The 14,867-nt window shown below is 64.4% G+C and carries 18 protein-coding genes; 4 read left to right on the top strand and 14 right to left on the bottom strand.

All coding sequences use genetic code 11. From position 1 onward, the window contains the following. Positions 1-20: 20 nt before the first annotated feature. The 4 genes from bioD to bioB are packed head-to-tail and all read right to left on the bottom strand — an operon-like array spanning position 21 to position 3,621. Entirely contained in the window at positions 21-695 is a 675-nt protein-coding gene (gene bioD, locus ACJ8QF_RS01835; protein ID WP_021504003.1) for a dethiobiotin synthase, read from the bottom strand. Further along, the gene (gene bioC / locus ACJ8QF_RS01830; protein WP_131164559.1) at positions 688-1,455 is read right to left on the bottom strand and encodes a malonyl-ACP O-methyltransferase BioC; all 768 of its coding nucleotides are present in this window, start codon (positions 1,453-1,455) and stop codon (positions 688-690) included. The genes bioD and bioC overlap by 8 nt, the downstream gene beginning before the upstream one ends. Then, positions 1,439-2,584: an 8-amino-7-oxononanoate synthase gene (gene bioF / locus ACJ8QF_RS01825; protein ID WP_442537220.1), complete on the bottom strand. Its 1,146-nt coding sequence runs from the start codon at positions 2,582-2,584 to the stop codon at positions 1,439-1,441. The genes bioC and bioF overlap by 17 nt, the downstream gene beginning before the upstream one ends. Further along, the gene (gene bioB / locus ACJ8QF_RS01820; protein ID WP_031299723.1) at positions 2,584-3,621 is read right to left on the bottom strand and encodes a biotin synthase BioB; all 1,038 of its coding nucleotides are present in this window, start codon (positions 3,619-3,621) and stop codon (positions 2,584-2,586) included. Before bioB ends, bioF begins: the two co-directional genes overlap by 1 nt. 88 nt (positions 3,622-3,709) lie before the next feature. On the opposite strand from bioB, the gene bioA reads away from it, so the two are divergent. Further along, complete coding sequence (bioA, locus tag ACJ8QF_RS01815) at positions 3,710-4,984, top strand: adenosylmethionine--8-amino-7-oxononanoate transaminase (RefSeq protein ID WP_075684769.1); 1,275 nt, start codon at positions 3,710-3,712, stop codon at positions 4,982-4,984. 4 nt (positions 4,985-4,988) lie between these two features. On the opposite strand, the gene ACJ8QF_RS01810 is transcribed toward bioA, so the two are convergent. Together ACJ8QF_RS01810 and ACJ8QF_RS01805 are read right to left on the bottom strand one after the other, a co-directional pair. Further along, positions 4,989-5,390, bottom strand: a complete 402-nt coding sequence (locus tag ACJ8QF_RS01810) for a YkvA family protein (RefSeq protein WP_025301916.1) — start codon at positions 5,388-5,390, stop codon at positions 4,989-4,991. A 2-nt stretch (positions 5,391-5,392) separates the two neighbouring features. Further along, complete coding sequence (locus ACJ8QF_RS01805; RefSeq protein ID WP_004939805.1) at positions 5,393-5,668, bottom strand: metal/formaldehyde-sensitive transcriptional repressor; 276 nt, start codon at positions 5,666-5,668, stop codon at positions 5,393-5,395. 78 nt (positions 5,669-5,746) lie between these two features. On the opposite strand from ACJ8QF_RS01805, the gene dmeF reads away from it, so the two are divergent. Next, a complete protein-coding gene (gene dmeF / locus ACJ8QF_RS01800; protein WP_442537219.1) occupies positions 5,747-6,715 on the top strand; it encodes a CDF family Co(II)/Ni(II) efflux transporter DmeF in 969 nt (322 codons plus the stop codon). A 32-nt stretch (positions 6,716-6,747) separates the two neighbouring features. Further along, positions 6,748-7,230 (top strand): kinase inhibitor, encoded by a 483-nt coding sequence (locus ACJ8QF_RS01795; RefSeq protein ID WP_049187143.1) that lies wholly within the window; start codon positions 6,748-6,750, stop codon positions 7,228-7,230. A gap of 64 nt (positions 7,231-7,294) precedes the next feature. Here ACJ8QF_RS01795 and pgl read toward each other — a convergent pair whose 3' ends face one another. Continuing rightward, positions 7,295-8,290: a 6-phosphogluconolactonase gene (gene pgl, locus ACJ8QF_RS01790; protein WP_049187142.1), complete on the bottom strand. Its 996-nt coding sequence runs from the start codon at positions 8,288-8,290 to the stop codon at positions 7,295-7,297. A gap of 178 nt (positions 8,291-8,468) precedes the next feature. On the opposite strand from pgl, the gene ACJ8QF_RS01785 reads away from it, so the two are divergent. Then, the gene (locus tag ACJ8QF_RS01785) at positions 8,469-9,287 is read left to right on the top strand and encodes a pyridoxal phosphatase (RefSeq protein WP_004939809.1); all 819 of its coding nucleotides are present in this window, start codon (positions 8,469-8,471) and stop codon (positions 9,285-9,287) included. Positions 9,288-9,318: 31 nt separating this feature from the next. Here the strand turns inward: ACJ8QF_RS01785 and modC are convergent, their stop codons facing one another. The 7 genes from modC to ACJ8QF_RS01750 form a co-directional block, all read right to left on the bottom strand. Then, a complete protein-coding gene (modC, locus tag ACJ8QF_RS01780; protein WP_004939810.1) occupies positions 9,319-10,386 on the bottom strand; it encodes a molybdenum ABC transporter ATP-binding protein ModC in 1,068 nt (355 codons plus the stop codon). Then, the gene (gene modB, locus ACJ8QF_RS01775; RefSeq protein ID WP_442537218.1) at positions 10,387-11,076 is read right to left on the bottom strand and encodes a molybdate ABC transporter permease subunit; all 690 of its coding nucleotides are present in this window, start codon (positions 11,074-11,076) and stop codon (positions 10,387-10,389) included. It abuts the gene before it with no gap. Continuing rightward, positions 11,073-11,846 carry a molybdate ABC transporter substrate-binding protein gene (gene modA, locus ACJ8QF_RS01770; protein WP_049187139.1) on the bottom strand — a complete coding sequence of 258 codons (774 nt, stop codon included), beginning with the start codon at positions 11,844-11,846 and terminating at the stop codon, positions 11,073-11,075. The genes modB and modA overlap by 4 nt, the downstream gene beginning before the upstream one ends. Before the next feature lie 158 nt (positions 11,847-12,004). Beyond that, positions 12,005-12,154 (bottom strand): AcrZ family multidrug efflux pump-associated protein, encoded by a 150-nt coding sequence (locus ACJ8QF_RS01765; RefSeq protein WP_004939813.1) that lies wholly within the window; start codon positions 12,152-12,154, stop codon positions 12,005-12,007. A 145-nt stretch (positions 12,155-12,299) separates the two neighbouring features. After that, the gene (locus ACJ8QF_RS01760; protein ID WP_280630835.1) at positions 12,300-13,088 is read right to left on the bottom strand and encodes an ABC transporter ATP-binding protein; all 789 of its coding nucleotides are present in this window, start codon (positions 13,086-13,088) and stop codon (positions 12,300-12,302) included. Beyond that, complete coding sequence (locus tag ACJ8QF_RS01755) at positions 13,085-14,110, bottom strand: FecCD family ABC transporter permease (RefSeq protein ID WP_131164564.1); 1,026 nt, start codon at positions 14,108-14,110, stop codon at positions 13,085-13,087. Before ACJ8QF_RS01755 ends, ACJ8QF_RS01760 begins: the two co-directional genes overlap by 4 nt. A gap of 1 nt (position 14,111) precedes the next feature. Then, a complete protein-coding gene (locus tag ACJ8QF_RS01750) occupies positions 14,112-14,867 on the bottom strand; it encodes a class I SAM-dependent methyltransferase (protein WP_275095556.1) in 756 nt (251 codons plus the stop codon).

The following is a 14,867-nucleotide window of genomic DNA, read 5'->3' as shown; positions in this document are numbered from 1 at the left end:
GAGGCTCCCTCATTGAGAGTTTATAACAGGCTGATATCCAGATACTGCCCCAACGGCGCTCGTTCGGCCTGCGGCAGGTGCGGGATTTCACCCAGCAGCGGCGCCGGCAGCATGCGGCGCAGCGTGGCCAGGTATTCCTGATGCCGCCGCCCCGGCGGCGCCACGTCGTTGGCGATCCAACCGGCCAGCGTCAGCCCCGCCTGTTGCACCGCCTGCGCCGTCAACACCGCATGGTTGATGCAGCCCAGTTTGATACCCACCACCAGGATCACCGGCAGTTGCTCCTGCTGCACCCAGTCGGCGAAGGTGTACTGCGCCGACAGCGGAGTAAACCACCCGCCGGCGCCCTCGACCAATACCCAGTCGGCGCGCTGTTCCAGCCGGCGCAGGCCGTCGGACAGCCGCGCTGCGTCGATCGGCCGGCCTTCATCGGCGCTAACGATATGCGGCGAAGTCGGTTCGGCAAAAACGTAAGGGTTCACTTCGTCGTACCCCAGCGCCACGCCGCTGTTGGCCTGCAGCGCCAGCGCGTCGCCGTTGCGCAGCCCCTCGGCGGTCATCTCGCTGCCCGAGGCCACCGGCTTATAGCCGGCGCTGCGGTAGCCCGCCAGATTGGCGGCCTGCAGCAAGGCGCTGCTGGCGACGGTTTTCCCGACCTCGGTGTCGGTGCCGGTCACGAACCAACGTTTAATCACGATAAATCACTCCATAAGCCAGATGATAGCTGAGCGGGAGCTGCCCCTGCCGGCACGGGTAAGCCGCCTGCAGCGCGGCGAGACGGCCGCGCGACATCAGGCCGCCCTCGCGTCCCTGGTGCAGATGTGTCGCCCCGATGCCCTTGAGCGAACGCATCAGCGTCATCACGTCCGGGTAATTCAGGGTGCGCAGCTCCGTCACCAGCTCGTGTCGATAGTCGGCACAGGCGGCGCGGATCTGCGCCAGCGGCAGGAAGGCGTTCACGTGACGTTCGCCGTCCACCTGTTGCCAGGCGTCCCCCAATTCCTGCAGCGAGCCCGCCGCCAGCGTGGAGAACAGGATCACACCGCCGGGCCGGGTGACGCGATACAGCTCTGCCAGCGCGGCGGGCAGATCGCTGCACCACTGCACCACCAGGCTGCTGAAACAGATGTCCATCGCCGCGTCGGGCAACGGCACCTGCTCGATATCGCCCAGCAGATAATGGTGCGCCGCCTGTTGCTGGCGGGCGAATGCCAACATCCCCGGCGCCAGATCGAGCGCCGTCACCTGCTTGCCGCGCTCGCGCCACAGACGGCTGAAATAGCCGGTGCCGCAGCCGGCATCCAGCAGCCGTTCGCCCGGGTAGGAACTCCCCATCCCCAGTAAGCGCTCGCCAACATCACGCTGCAGCGCGGCGGCGGCGTCGTAGCTGCCGGCCGCGCGGCTGAAGGCCGAGGCGACCGCCCGTTTGTTCACTGTGTCATTGGCTGACGTCATGCAATACCTCCAGCAGGCGATCGATATCCTGCGGCTGGTGCGCCGCCGTCAGGGTAATGCGCAGCCGCGCGCCGCCCGGCGGTACCGTCGGCGGACGGATGGCGCTCACCCACAGGCCGCGATCGCGCAGACGGGTCGCCAGATCGAGCGCACGCTGATTGTCCCCCACCAGCAGCGGCTGGATGGCGGTGTCGGAATCCGTCAGGGTCAGCGGCGCCGCGCCCTGGCGGAAACGCCGGATGTTGTCCTGCAGCCGGGCGCGCAGTTCATCGCCCTCTCGAATGCAGGCCAGCGCCGCCTGCAGCGCGCAGGCCTGCGCCGGCGGCATCGCGGTGCTGTAGATCAGATGGCGAGCGAACTGCAGCAGATACTCGGCGGTCGCATCATCGCACAGCACTGCCGCACCGCTGACGCCGAACGCCTTGCCGAAGGTCGCCACCAGCAGTTCAGGACGCACGCCCTGCTGCCAGCAGCTGCCGCGGCCTTGCTCGCCGCGCACGCCGACGCCGTGGGCATCGTCCACCATCAGCCAGGCGCCCGCCGCGCGGGTTAAGCGATGCAGCTCCGCCAACGGTGCGCCGTCGCCGTCCATGCTGAACACCCCTTCGGTCACCGCCAGCCGCTGCCCGTCGCAGGGTTTGGCCAGCAAATCCGCCAGCGCCTGCGGCTGATTGTGCTGGAAGCGGCGCAGCTCGGCCGGCGACTGAGCCGCCGCCTCCAGCAGCGAGGCATGGCTGAGGCGATCGGCCAAAATGCGATCGCCCTTCTGCATCAACGCCGCCAGCACCGCCTGGTTGGCGGCGTAACCGGAGATGAACAGCAGCGCGCGCGGATAGCCGAGCCACGCCGCCAGTTGCTCTTCCAGCGCCTGATGCGCCGCGCTAAAGCCGGTGACGTGGCCCGAACCGCCGCTGCCGACGCCGTAACGCTGCGCGCCCTGCTGCCAGGCGGCGATCACCCGCGCATCCTGGCTCAGCCCCAGGTAGTCGTTACCGGAAAAGTTCAGGTAGAGACGATCGCCGAGCCGGATCTGGCGGCCGTTGCCACCCTCGGTGGTCTGTCTCCGGCGGTAGGCGGCGTTGAGGCGCCGCTCTGCCAGCGCCTGCTCGATGCGTTGCTGCCAGCTCATCACGGCGCCGCGTTGTAAAACTCGGCGGTATCGGCGTTCAGCAGTTGCTTGGCCAGCACCTGCTGTTGCTGGTTGTCGCCGTGTTCGGTTGCGGTCTGCTGCGGGTTGAGCCCCAGCTTGCGGAACAGCTGCAGGTCTTTGTCTTCTTCCGGATTCGGCGTGGTCAGCAGCTTGCAGCCGTAGAAGATGGAGTTGGCGCCGGCCATGAAGCACATCGCCTGCGTCTGTTCGTTCATCTGTTCACGGCCGGCGGAGAGGCGAACATAAGAAGACGGCATCATGATGCGCGCCACCGCGATAGTGCGGATGAAATCAAACGGATCGACGTCATCGTTATCCGCCAGCGGCGTGCCTTTCACCTTCACCAACATGTTGATCGGCACGCTCTCCGGCGGTTTCGGCAGGTTGGCTAGCTGCACCAGCAGCCCGGCGCGGTCGCGCACCGTTTCACCCAGCCCGACGATGCCGCCGGAGCACACTTTGATGCCGGCGTCGCGCACTTTGTCGAGCGTATCCAGGCGTTCCTGGTAGCTGCGGGTGGTGATGATGCTGCCGTAGAACTCCGGCGAGGTGTCGAGGTTATGGTTGTAATAATCCAGCCCGGCCTCCGCCAACCGCTCGGCCTGAGTACCGTCAAGCGTGCCCAGCGTCATGCAGGTTTCCATGCCCATCGCTTTCACGCCCTGCACCATCTGCTGCAGATAAGGCATATCGCGCTCGTGCGGGTTCTTCCACGCCGCGCCCATGCAAAAACGGGTCGAGCCGTTCGCTTTAGCTTTGCGCGCCGATTCCAGCACCTGCTCGACCTGCATCAACCGCTCCGACTCCAGGCCGGTCTTGTAGCGCGAGCTTTGCGGGCAGTATTTACAGTCTTCCGGGCAAGCGCCGGTCTTGATCGAGAGCAGCGTGCTGACCTGCACCTGACGCGGGTCGAAGTGCTGACGGTGTACGGTTTGCGCTTCGAACAGCAGTTCCAGCAGCGGTTTATCAAACAGGGCCTGGGCTTGCCCTACTGTCCAGTGAATGCGGTCGGCCATCATGGCGTCTCCAAAACGAAAAAGTGTCGCCAGTTTAAATATTGTGGATATACTGTCAACCAATCTTAATTCAATTTGGTTTACAAGTATGTCTGTCACCGCTTCCGACCTGGCGTTTGACCAACGTCATATCTGGCACCCCTACACCTCCATGAGCCGCCCGTTACCCTGTTACCCGATCGAGTCGGCCAGCGGCGTCGAGCTGCAGCTGGCGGATGGCCGGCGCCTGGTGGACGGCATGTCCTCCTGGTGGGCGGCGATCCACGGTTACAACCATCCGAGTCTGAATCAGGCCGCCAGCCAGCAGTTGGAGAAGATGTCGCACGTGATGTTCGGCGGCATCACCCATCCGGCCGCCATCTCGCTGTGCCGTCGGCTGGTGGAGATGACGCCGGAAGCGCTGCAGTGCGTGTTCCTGGCAGATTCCGGTTCGGTGGCGGTGGAAGTGTCGCTGAAGATGGCGCTGCAGTACTGGCAGGCGCGCGGCGAGCGCCGGCAGCGCATCCTGACGCTGCGCCATGGCTATCACGGCGATACCTTCGGCGCGATGTCGGTCTGCGATCCGGACAACTCGATGCACAGCCTCTATCAGGGCTATCTGGCGCCGCACCTGTTCGCCACCGCGCCGCAGTGCCGCTTCGACGAGGAATGGCGCGAAGAAGACATTGCGCCGTTCGCCGCGCTGCTGGAGCAGCACGCCGGTGAAGTGGCGGCGGTGATCCTGGAACCGGTGGTGCAAGGCGCCGGCGGCATGCGCATCTACCACCCAACCTACCTCAAGCGGGTGCGCGAGCTGTGCGATCGTCATCAGGTGCTGCTGATCGCCGACGAGATCGCCACCGGCTTCGGCCGCACCGGCAAGCTGTTCGCCTGCGAACACGCGCAGGTGGTGCCGGACATTCTCTGTCTGGGCAAGGCGCTGACCGGCGGTTACATGACCCTGTCCGCCACCCTGACCACCCGCCACGTGGCGGAGACCATCAGCAACGGCGCGGCCGGCTGCTTTATGCACGGGCCGACCTTTATGGGCAACCCGCTGGCCTGCGCGGTAGCGGACGCCAGCCTGGCGCTGCTGGCGGAAAATCGCTGGCAGGCGCAGGTGAGCGCCATCGAGGCCCAGCTGAAGCAAGAACTGCTGCCGTTGGCGGCGCTGCCGAAGGTGGCGGACGTGCGGGTGCTGGGGGCGATTGGGGTGGTGGAGATGCGCGAACCGGTGGATGTCGCCGAGCTGCAGCGCGGGTTCGTCGAGCGCGGGGTGTGGATCCGGCCGTTCGGCAAACTGATTTACCTGATGCCGCCTTACATCATCGAAGCGGAACAGCTCAGCCGCCTGACCGCCGCCGTGGCCGCCGCCGCACGTTAATGCCTTACCAATGCTGGTCCAGATAGCGGGCCAGCAATCCCAGACACAGCAGCCAGAGTAAAATGATCATCGCCGCCGCCATGCGGCCGGTGGGGTTGTCGACGCGCTTTTGCGCCTTCTCGCGCAGCTCGGCCATCAGCGGCTTGGGGATCAGGCGCACCGCCAGCATGATGCCCAACGGCACGATAATCACATCGTCCAGATAGCCCAGCACAGGAATGAAATCCGGGATCAAATCGATTGGCGAGATCGCATAGCCGGCCACCAGCAGCGCGATCAGCTTGGCGTACCATGGGGTGCGCTTATCACGGGCGGCCAGCCACAGCGCGTAGATATCGCGCTTGATGCCTTTGGCCCAACGGCGCAGCCAGCCGAACCACGGCGTGCGTTTTTTCAGTGAAATCATGATTACTTCATATAAGAACGTAAAACGGTCATCAATTGCTCGATGTCCTGCTCGCGCTGCTGCGGCGTAGCGTCTGCGGCAGCCAGATGTTCGCGCACATGCCCTTCCAGCACCTGCGCCATTAAACCGTTGACCGCGCCGCGCACCGCCGCGATCTGCTGCAGCACAGCAGAACATTCGCCGCCGCTCTCCAGCGCGCGCTCCAGTGCTTCGGCCTGCCCTTTAATGCGGCGCACCCGCGCCAACAACTTCTTTTGATCTCTGAGGGTATGGCTCATTATTTCCGCCTGATTGTTATTTACTATACTGGGGTATAGTATATTTCAGCACACTACCTTTTGCTGAGGAACTTCACCATGACGTCTCATACGCCCGCTTTGCACCGCGAGCACAGCCACGTTTTTGACGATGGTAACCCATTGGCCGAAAGAAACACCAGATGGGCGGTGATACTCACCGCCAGTATGATGGTCATCGAGATAGCCGGGGGCTGGCTGTTTAACTCGATGGCATTGTTGGCCGACGGCTGGCACATGAGCTCGCATGCGCTGGCTCTGGGCCTGTCGCTGCTGGCTTACGGCGCCGCACGCCGGTTGGCCAAGGATCGCCGCTTCAGCCTCGGCACCTGGAAGATAGAAGTGCTGGCCGGTTACACCAGCGCGGTGTTGTTGGTGCTGGTGGCAGCGCTGATGCTGTTTCAGTCAGCGCAGCGGCTGCTGAATCCCAGCCCGATTCATTACAACGAAGCCATCGCCATCGGTACGATCGGGCTGGCCGTCAATCTGCTTTGCGCCTGGCTGTTGCGCGGCGGCGGCCACCATCACCACCACGGGGATCACCACGATGACCATCATCATGACCTCAACCTGCGTTCCGCCTATATCCACGTCATCGCCGACGCCGCCACCTCGGTGTTGGCCCTCGTCGCGCTGTTCGGCGGCAAGCTTTGGGGCGCCGCCTGGCTCGATCCGTTGATGGGCATCGTCGGCGCGGTGATGGTGGCCGCCTGGGCCTATAGCCTGATGCGCGATAGCGGGAAGATTTTGCTGGATGCCGAAATGGACGCCCCCGTGGCGCAAGAGATACGTCAGACCCTGGCCACCTCCGGCCACCCACTCACGCTGACCGATTTGCATTTAGGCCGCATCGGTAAAGGAAAATATCATTGCGTCCTCGCCCTGAGCAGCACCGATCGCGCCCTCACCGCCGACCGGGTGCGCCAACTGTTGGCCGTTCATCCCGAACTGGTGCATGTCACCGTCGAGATCAACCGCCCGCCGCTGGCGCAAGGGGTTGTATTGTTCCACCGAAAAGATCTAGCTTAAGGGCTCTGCTTTTATCACAACTGGGAGTCATTATGGCTTTTCGTTTGTACAGCAACGATCTGCAGGACGGCGGCACAATGCCGCAAACGCAGGTCTTCAACGGCATGGGCTACCACGGCGATAACCTGTCGCCCCACCTGGCCTGGGACGGCGTGCCCGAGGGCACCAAGAGCTTCGTCGTCACCCTGTACGATCCCGATGCCCCTACCGGCTCCGGCTGGTGGCACTGGGTGGTGGCCAATATTCCGGCCGACGTGCGTGAGCTGCCGCAGGGCGCAGGCTCCGGCAAAGCGCCGCTGCCGAGCGCCGCGCTGCAAACCCGTACCGACTTCGGCTCGGCCGGTTACGGCGGCGCCGCGCCGCCGAATGGCGAAAGCCACCGCTATCAGTTCACCGTGCATGCGTTGGACGTGGAGCACATTGACGTGGATGAGGGTTCCAGCGGCGCTCTGGTGGGCTTCAACGTCCATTTCCACAGTCTCGGCAGCGCCACGCTGACGGTGATGTTCAACTGATCCCCCGCCAATAAAAAAGCGCGGTCAACCGCACCGCGCTTTCCACTCGAGTCTGGCTGACGAATTACTTCGCCAGCACGCTTACCCACATCGGGCCTTTGCCCACCGGATAACGCGCCAGCATGGTCAGCTCGCCGCTGCTCTGGTCAATTTCATGCACCGCGATGTGATCGGACTTCTGGCCGGACGAAATCACGAAGCGGCCGCTGTGATCGATATTGAAACCGCGCGGTTGCGCTTCGGTCGGATAATACCCGACCACGCTCAGCGTGCCGCCGTCTTCGGAAACGCTGAAGAGAGTCAGAATGCTGGCGGTGCGATCGCTGGTGTACAGGAAGCGGCCGTTCGGCGTGATATGAATGTCCGCCGCCCAGCGGGTGCCGTCGAAATCGCTCGGCATGATGTCCAGCGTCTGCGTCACACTGTACTTGCCGCCGTTTTCCGAAATGGCCAGCACGTCCACCGTGCCGTTCAGCTCATTGACGCAGTAAGCGAACTTGTCGTTGTGGTGGAACGCCATATGGCGCGGACCGGCGCCGGCGGCGATATCCACCGCGTCCTGCGCGTGCGGCGTCAGCTGGCCCGCCAGGCTCAGGTTGAACAGACGGATGCGGTCTTCTTTCAGACACGGCACCAGCACCAGTTGGTTGGTCGGATCGATGTTCGCCGAGTGCGGCGCACTCAGGCCGTCGATCTGCTGGATCGGCGCCGTGACCACGCCGTCATGGCCGATCGGGCTGATGCTGGCGCAGTTGCCGCTGTAGGAAGCGGAGAACAGGTAACGCCCCTGCAAATCGGTCGAGATATGGGTCGGGCTGCCCGGCAGCGGCGCCATGCCGGCCTGCTGCAGCGTGCCATCCGCCTCGATGCGGTAGCTGACGATACCGAACGCCGGACGCACGCCGACGTACAGGTGAGTCTTGTCCGGATGAAGGGTCATCGGCTGCACCTGGCCCGGCACGTCAACGGTTTGCAGCAGCGCCAGCGCGCCGGCGTCGTCCAACTGCCAGACGTGGATCTGCTGGCTCTCCGGGCTGGCGACATAAACGATTTGCTTCATGTGTTCTCCTTGCAAAGGGTAAAAGAGGAACCGGTTTCAGGCCGTTCGCTTGCCCCTAGCTTACCGCACATCCGTCGCATGGCAACCCTGCTTAGCACCGGAAGCTCACGCGGTTTTCTCCATAGGCTATCCGGTGTACCATCGGATTAATTTTATGGCTAACGATAACGAGAACCCTATGAGCTACCGCGTCATCGCCCTCGATCTTGACGGCACCCTGTTGGACAACCAAAAACGCATCTTACCGCAGTCGCTGGAAGCGCTGGCGCAGGCACGCGCCGCCGGCGTCCAGGTGGTGGTGGTCACCGGCCGCCACCACGTCGCCATCCATCCGTTTTACCAGGCGCTGCAGATAGATACCCCGGCCATCTGCTGTAACGGCACCTACCTGTATGATTTTCAGCAGAAAAAGGTGCTGGCCGCCGATCCCTTGGCGAAAGAGCAGGCCAAACAGGTGCTGCAGATGCTCAAACAGACCGACATTCACGGGCTGATGTACGTTGACGACGCCATGCTGTATCAGGAACCGAGCGGCCACGTGATTCGCTCGCTGGCCTGGGCCGAAACCCTGCCGGCGGCGCAGCGCCCGACGCTGCTGCAGGTCGGCAGCCTGACGCAGGCGGCCGACGACGCGCAGGCGATCTGGAAATTCGCCACCTCGCATGCCGATATCCCCGCGCTGCGCGAGTTTGCCGACACGGTGGAGAAAGAGCTGGGGTTGGCGTGCGAATGGTCCTGGCACGATCAGGTGGATATCGCCAAAGGCGGCAACAGCAAAGGCAAACGCCTGCGTCAATGGGTAGAGTCGCAGGGGTTGAGCATGGATCAGGTGGTGGCGTTCGGCGACAACTACAATGACATCAGCATGCTGGAAGCGGTCGGGTTGGGCGTGGCGATGGGCAATGCCGATGACGCCATCAAGGAACGTGCCGATCTGGTGATCGCCGATAACCTGCAGCCGGGCATCGCCGAGGTGATCCGCACCCGCGTGCTGTAGTCTTTTCGCCCTCCCGCCGGGAGGGCCTGCCTTAGCGGCTCTCGCGGCTGATAGACACGCTCTTCACCTGCGCATACAGCCACTGCCCGGGGCGGATCGCCAGTTCATCGCGCGCCCATGGCGTAATGCGCGCCCACAGCACGTGTTCGCCGACCGCCAGTTTCACTTCCACCTGCCCGTCCACGTCCAGACACTCGCTCACCTTGGCTGGCAAGACGTTGCGAATACTGCTGTTGACCGGCGGCTGCAGCACCAGCGAGACGTCGGCGGCGTTGATGCGGATGCGCAGTTGGGTGCCCAATTCAGCGTCGATGCCGCTGACCCACAGCCTTTGATCGCCAAGCGCCAGCGCCGTCATGGCATAACGTTGATGATGCTCGATCACGCTGACGCGCAGCACGCTGCTCTGATCTTCACGCTGCAGCCACGGCCGCAGCGCGCTGCTGGCCCAGACTTCTTCCAGCCCGCCGAACGCGCGCACTTCGCCGCGATCCAGCACCATCACCTGCTCGGCCAGCCGCAGGATCTCGTCCAGGCTGTGGCTGACGTAAAGGATGGGGATGTTCACGTCCTGCGCCAACCGCTCCAGATACGGCAGCAGCTCGCGTTTGCGCGGCAGATCGAGCGAGGCCAGCGGTTCATCCATCAGCAGCAGTTCCGGCGCGGTCAGCAGCGCGCGGCCGATCGCCACCCGCTGTTTTTCACCGCCGGAGAGCGTCAGCGGCAGCCGGTTCAACAGCGGCCCGATGCCCAGCAGCTCGACGATGGTATTGAACTGCGCGCGCATGCCGGCCGCCATGCCGTACTGCAGGTTGCCGCGCACCCGGTAGTGCGGGAACAGCCGCGCATCCTGAAACACATAGCCGATACGGCGCTTTTCCGGCGGCAGGCAGAGGCCGGAGGCGGTATCCACCAGCGTACGGCCATTGAGCGCGATGCGCCCCTGCTGCAAACGGGTCAGGCCGCCGATGGCGTTGATCAGAGAGGTTTTGCCCGCGCCGGACAGGCCGAAAATCGCGGTGATGCCCTGCGCCGGCAAATCGGCGCGGACGTTGAGATTGAGGTCGCCCAGCTGCTGCGAGAAATCCAGCTCCAGCATTTACATCCCCATCCGTTTGCGGCCCCAGCGGGCCAGCCATTCGGACACCATCAGCGAAGCCAGCGACAGCACGATGGCGATCACGCACAGACGCGCGGCGGCGGCCTCCGCCCCCGGCGTTTCAATCAGCGTATACATCGCCAGTGGAATGGTGCGGGTTTCACCGGGAATGTTGGAGACGAAGGTGATGGTGGCGCCAAACTCCCCCAGCGAACGGGCGAAGGCCAGCACCACGCCGACAATAACGCCGGGCAGCGACAGCGGCAGCGTGATGGTGAAAAACACCCGCCACGGATTGGCGCCCAGCGTGCGCGCCGCCTGCTCCAGCCGGGTATCCACCGCCTCCAGCGCCAGCCGGATGGCGCGCACCATCAGCGGAAACGCCACCACCGCCGACGCCAGCGCGGCGCCGCGCCAGCTGAAACTGAAGCTGAAACCGAACCAGTCGTACAGCCACTCGCCGATAACGCCGCGCCGCCCCATGGCGATCAACAGCAAATAGCCAACCACCACCGGCGGCAGCACCAGCGGCAGGTGAATGACGCCGTCCAGCAGCGCCTTGCCGGGGAAGCGGCAACGCACCAGCACCCAGGCCATCAGAATGCCGAACGGCAGGCTGCAGACCACCGCCAAACCGGAGACTTTCAGGCTCAGCTCAACCGCCTGCCACTCGTACTCACTCAGAATCATTTACGCGGGGTGAATCCATAATGTTCGAAAATAGCGGCCGCTTCCGGGCTCTTCAGATAGGTATAGAAAGCGCTGACCGTCGGATTTTGACGATCTTTCACCATCGCCATCGGATATTCAACCGGTTTGTGGCTGTCTTCCGGGAACACGCCCACCACTTTCACCTTGTCGCTGGCGACCGCGTCGGAGCCGTAGACGATGCCGAGCGGCGCTTCACCGCGCTCCACCAGCGCCATGGCGCTGCGCACGTTGTTGGCGCGCGCCAGTTTCGGCTCCAGCAGGCTCCAGGCGCCCAGATGTTCCAGCGCTTCCTTAGCGTAGATACCGGCCGGCACATGATCCGGATCGCCCACCGCCAGGCGGCCGCCGTTGAGCAGCTTGGCCCAGTCGGTCTGCTTGTCGATGGCGATCTTGTCTTGCTTATCGCTCTTGGCGGCGATCAGCACCAGTTCGTTGCCCAGCAGCGTGTAACGGGTGTCTTTCACCATCTGCTGCTTGTCGATGGCGTAATCCATCCACTGCTGATCGGCGGAGATAAACAGATCGGCCGGAGCACCCTGCTCAATTTGGCGCGCCAGCGTCGAGGACGACGCAAAGGAGGAAACCACCTGCACGTCCTTGCCCTTTTGATATTGGGTGGCGATGTCCTGCAGCGCGTTGGTCAGCGACGCGGCAGCGAACACGGTGATCTTTTCCGCCGCCGCAGCTTGAGCCACCAGGCCCGATGCCAGAACGATCCCGCCAACCCATTTGGTCCATTGCTGTTTCATTGTTTTTCTCCGCAAGTTAACGTGCATTATCACTCTTCGTTATATAAAAAATAATATAACGTTGCGCGAAAGCTTGTCATGCGGTTTATCGGCAAAGCGTGAGATAACTTGAGGAATGCCCGCCGGGGAATGCCGGCGGGTATCGGGATGGGGAACGGTCAGTGCTGGGTGCGGTTTTCTTTCGAACGGCCCACTTTGGAGAAGACGTTGAACACTTCGCCAAAACCGTAGATCAGGCCGAGAATGAGCGCCATGACCACCGGCACCATCACCACGGCGAACAACAGACTTTTCAATAATTCCAACATGATAGCCTCGCTTAACTGCCCATTGAGCGGCAAATGCCTTTCACCGCATATCCGGTTATTCTAACCCAAAAAAATCGGTAAAACGGAGTTATTTTAGCCAGCGAGGCGAAATTGTGATCGGCCAAACGTGCCCTTTCAGCCGCCCTCATCCCGGCGCGGGGTAATAGATCAACGGCGGCGCATAGCCGGCGGGCGCCGCCAGCCTGGCCTCCACACCGTATACCGCGTGAATGTTCTCCGGCGTCAGCGCCTGCCGCGGCGCGCCCGCCGCACAGATCCCGCCCCGCTGCAGCAGCGCGATCCGATCGCAATAACAGGCCGCCAGATTAAGATCGTGCAGCGTCACCACCACGCTGAGTTTCAGCCGCCGCAGCAAGGCCATAAACTGCTGTTGATGGGCGATATCCAGATGATTGGCGGGCTCGTCCAGCAGCAGCCACGGCGTTTGCTGCGCCAGCGCGCGCGCCAGATGCACCCGCTGCCGCTCGCCGCCGGACAGCCGCTGCCAATCGCGATCGGCCAGGTGGCTGATGCCCACTTGCTCCATCGCCTGCCCGGCGAGGCGGCGATCCTCGGCGCCGAAGCCGCGCCAGCGGCCGGTATGGGCCAGGCGCCCCAGCAGCACCGCCTCCTTCACCGGCAGCGCGAAGGCGCCGGGGGCGGATTGCTCGAGAAAGGCGATGCGCCTGGCGCGCTCCCGCCCGGAAAACGCGGTAATTTCGCGCCCTTCCAGCCAAACGCGGCCCCCGGCGGCGGGCTGCAGCCCGGCCAGCAGCTTGAGCAGCGTGGATTTACCGCTGCCGTTGACGCCCAGTACGCCGGTGACCTCACCGGGCAAGGCGCAGAAACTGAGATTTTCCAGCACCGTGCGTGCGCCCGCTCGCCAGCTCACCGCCTCGGCGCACAGGCCAGTGCGCGCTTTTTCAATCGTCATGCATTGACCTTCCGATACAGCAACAGCAGGAATACCGGCACCCCCAGCAGTGCGGTCAGCACCCCGACCGGCAGCTCGCGCGGGGCAAACAGCGTTCTGGCCAGCGTGTCCGCCGCCACGGCGAACAGCGCGCCGCACAGCGCGCTGGCCGGCAACAGCAGCCGATGCCGCGAACCGACCAGCCGCCGGGCGACGTGCGGCACCGTCAGCCCGATAAACCCCACCGCGCCGCTGAACGCGACGATCGCCGCCGTCAGCGCGGTGGTCGCCACATACAGCAGCAGCTTCAGCGGAGCCACCGCCACCCCCAGCGAAGCGGCGGTCACGCCGCCAAACGCCAGCGCGTCCAGCTCACCCGCCCGCAGCCAACAAAGCAGCAGCGCCGCCGCCAGCGCCAGCCCGCACAGCCCGACCTGCGGCCAGCGCGCGTCGCTGAACGATCCCAGCAGCCAGAACATCACGCCGCGCGTGGCGTTGGCGTCCGCCTGCCAGAGGGTGATCAGTGAAGTCAGCGCGGAGAGCAGCTGCGTCACCGCCACCCCGGCCAGAATAAACAGCGTGGACTCCCCCTGCAGCGAACGCCCGGCCAGCAGCATCACCAACGCAAACGCCGCCAGCGCGCCGATAAACGCCCCGCCGGACACCGACAGCAGGCCGCCTCCCAGCCCCAACACCAACACCGTCACCGCCCCCACGCCGGCGCCGGAGGAGATCCCCAGCACCCAGGGATCGGCCAGCGGGTTGCGGGTCAGCGACTGCAGCACGGTGCCCGCCAACGCCAGCCCGGCGCCGGCCAGCGCCGCCAACAGCGCGCGCGGCATCCGCAGCGACCAGATGATGCGCTGATACACCTCGGCATCGGACGCTGCGCCGCCGCTGACGCCGAGTACAATGCGCCAGGCGTCGCGCCACGCGATCGGCGCGGGCCCCGACAAGGTGGCGCCCAGCAGGGCCAGCGGCAGCGCCGCCGCCAGCAGCAACAACCAGCCGGCCTCACGGCCGGGCAGTAACCGCCGGCTCATGCTATTTCCAGCCTGCGATCACATAGTCGTCCAACAGCTGCCATACCGTCCCCGCCTCGCTGAAACCGGCTTGTCTGAGGGCCGCGAGCTGGAAATCCACCGGCGTCGGCGGCGGTACCGGGCGGCCGGCGAACAGCGCTTCGCGCTCGGCCTGATAAGCGGCCAAGGCCGGCGATTGCAGTGCGCCGGCGAACCAACGATCCCAATCCTCAACGCCGCTGTCCCAGGCGCGCTGTTGGGTCTGCTCGTCGTGCCGCTCCGCCAACGCTTTCAACCTCGGCTGACGGTGGTCACAGCGCTGATGATCGGCATTGAGGAACACGCCGCCGTCGGCCAGCAGCCCGGCGACGTTGCGGAACAGCGCCAGCTGCTGTTCCGGCATCAGCCAGTGCAGCGCCGTGCTGGACACCGCCGCCTGCGGCGCGGGGCCGGACAACGCGGAAAAACAGGCCGGATCCGCCAGATCGGCCTGCAGGATACGGATCCGATCGCCATACTCCGCCAGCGCGCCGCGCGCCACCGCCAGCAGCAGCGGATCGAGATCGATGGCGGTCACCCTGGCCAGCGGAAAGCGCTGCAAAATACGCAGGCTCAGCGATCCCGGGCCACAGGCCAGATCCAGCACGTGAAAATCCTGGCCGACGGCCAGCGCCAGCACGTCCAGCTGGGCGTTAAAACGCGCTTCGCGTTCGGCGATGTAGGCCGCCTGCTGGCGATCCCAGGAGTCCAGCAGCGAAGAGAATGAAACGGCAGTCAT

Source organism: Serratia sp. CY81684, assembly GCF_052166595.1.
GTDB lineage: Bacteria > Pseudomonadota > Gammaproteobacteria > Enterobacterales > Enterobacteriaceae > Serratia > Serratia nematodiphila.
Note: the sequence above shows the minus strand (reverse complement) of the source record. Positions and strands in the feature narration are given on the sequence as shown.

Bases quoted from the DNA above. Each gene is read 5' to 3' on its own strand.
- bioC (WP_131164559.1), bottom strand. From the start codon at position 1,455: ATGACGTCAGCCAATGACACAGTGAACAAACGGGCGGTCGCCTCGGCC.
- bioF (WP_442537220.1), bottom strand. From the start codon at position 2,584: ATGAGCTGGCAGCAACGCATCGAGCAGGCGCTGGCAGAGCGGCGCCTC.
- bioB (WP_031299723.1), bottom strand. From the start codon at position 3,621: ATGGCCGACCGCATTCACTGGACAGTAGGGCAAGCCCAGGCCCTGTTT.
- bioA (WP_075684769.1), top strand. From the start codon at position 3,710: ATGTCTGTCACCGCTTCCGACCTGGCGTTTGACCAACGTCATATCTGG.
- ACJ8QF_RS01810 (WP_025301916.1), bottom strand. From the start codon at position 5,390: ATGATTTCACTGAAAAAACGCACGCCGTGGTTCGGCTGGCTGCGCCGT.
- ACJ8QF_RS01805 (WP_004939805.1), bottom strand. From the start codon at position 5,668: ATGAGCCATACCCTCAGAGATCAAAAGAAGTTGTTGGCGCGGGTGCGC.
- dmeF (WP_442537219.1), top strand. From the start codon at position 5,747: ATGACGTCTCATACGCCCGCTTTGCACCGCGAGCACAGCCACGTTTTT.
- ACJ8QF_RS01795 (WP_049187143.1), top strand. From the start codon at position 6,748: ATGGCTTTTCGTTTGTACAGCAACGATCTGCAGGACGGCGGCACAATG.
- pgl (WP_049187142.1), bottom strand. From the start codon at position 8,290: ATGAAGCAAATCGTTTATGTCGCCAGCCCGGAGAGCCAGCAGATCCAC.
- ACJ8QF_RS01785 (WP_004939809.1), top strand. From the start codon at position 8,469: ATGAGCTACCGCGTCATCGCCCTCGATCTTGACGGCACCCTGTTGGAC.
- modC (WP_004939810.1), bottom strand. From the start codon at position 10,386: ATGCTGGAGCTGGATTTCTCGCAGCAGCTGGGCGACCTCAATCTCAAC.
- modB (WP_442537218.1), bottom strand. From the start codon at position 11,076: ATGATTCTGAGTGAGTACGAGTGGCAGGCGGTTGAGCTGAGCCTGAAA.
- modA (WP_049187139.1), bottom strand. From the start codon at position 11,846: ATGAAACAGCAATGGACCAAATGGGTTGGCGGGATCGTTCTGGCATCG.
- ACJ8QF_RS01765 (WP_004939813.1), bottom strand. From the start codon at position 12,154: ATGTTGGAATTATTGAAAAGTCTGTTGTTCGCCGTGGTGATGGTGCCG.
- ACJ8QF_RS01760 (WP_280630835.1), bottom strand. From the start codon at position 13,088: ATGACGATTGAAAAAGCGCGCACTGGCCTGTGCGCCGAGGCGGTGAGC.
- ACJ8QF_RS01755 (WP_131164564.1), bottom strand. From the start codon at position 14,110: ATGAGCCGGCGGTTACTGCCCGGCCGTGAGGCCGGCTGGTTGTTGCTG.
- ACJ8QF_RS01750 (WP_275095556.1), bottom strand. From the start codon at position 14,867: ATGACTGCCGTTTCATTCTCTTCGCTGCTGGACTCCTGGGATCGCCAG.